Here is a 930-nt window from a genome sequence, read left to right on the forward strand (position 1 = left end):
TCCTTATTGTTTCTTCTCTTTCCCTTTTCACTAGAGTTATTTCTAGTAAAGTACATCGTATTACCATCCTTTGTAAAGACAGCTGTTGCATCATTTACTCTAGAGCTTATCTCTTTAGCGAACTGCTTAGGTTCTGAGAAAGTCCCATCAACGTTAATCGTACTACTGTACAAGGCTGTAAAACTCTCATTAGTCCACTCATGAATAGCCTTATCTACTTCTTGATTCCGAGCTGATGTAAAAATTAATTCATTGCCTAATATAGTAGCTCCATAATCCGAGAATTCTGTATTAATACTCAAAGCTTTAAGATCATATACATCCTTCTTATCCTCTATCTTTTGCAAATAATCCTTATTCTCTTGAAAAAGTTGTGCTCGAGAATCATTAGCTTCCAATTTAGAAAACTCTTCCATCTTTTGCTTAGACTTGTCATAACTCTCAACAGATTTAAGCGTCTGTGCATAACGATAGTAATATTCTGATGGAATTGGCTCTTTTCCTTTATCATCATACTCTCCATCGAATAGTGTTTCATACCACTTATTAGCCTCAGGTAACTTTCCATTAAAATAATAAGCATCGGCTAGCTTCTTTAGCATATCTGCATTAGTATATCCCTTGTTTGCGATGCGCTCGTAGATCTTGATCGCATCTACATAAGCCTTAGTTTGATATTCTTTATCCGCTTTCTTCTCTGCTACCCTCTGAGCTTGAGTATTCACCCCTGCCAAAAGTAATAGACCAAATAAGCTTATTTTCAATAGCTGTTTTCTCATAGTTTCTCTTTCTTTATAGCTAATTTCCCTTAGAAGAATCGCGGTGCATTAATTGTACTACGACGGTTAAATAGTTCAAATCTTAAGAAAACTTCGTGTGATCCTGAGTTATAACGTTGAAGTGCTGTAGTATCAAAATCATAAGAATAAC

The 930-nt window shown here is 35.3% G+C and carries 1 protein-coding gene and 1 pseudogene; both read right to left on the bottom strand.

What is annotated here, in order from left to right:
* Positions 1-779, bottom strand: a 779-nt coding sequence (locus HX049_RS18390) for a tetratricopeptide repeat protein (RefSeq protein WP_435793536.1), incomplete at its 3' end; no start/stop codon positions are given.
* Between the two features lie 29 nt (positions 780-808).
* A pseudogene (locus tag HX049_RS18535) lies at positions 809-930 on the bottom strand (PorP/SprF family type IX secretion system membrane protein); the annotation flags it as partial.

This window comes from Myroides odoratimimus, assembly GCF_030326305.1.
Classification (GTDB): Bacteria; Bacteroidota; Bacteroidia; order Flavobacteriales; family Flavobacteriaceae; genus Flavobacterium; species Flavobacterium odoratimimum_A.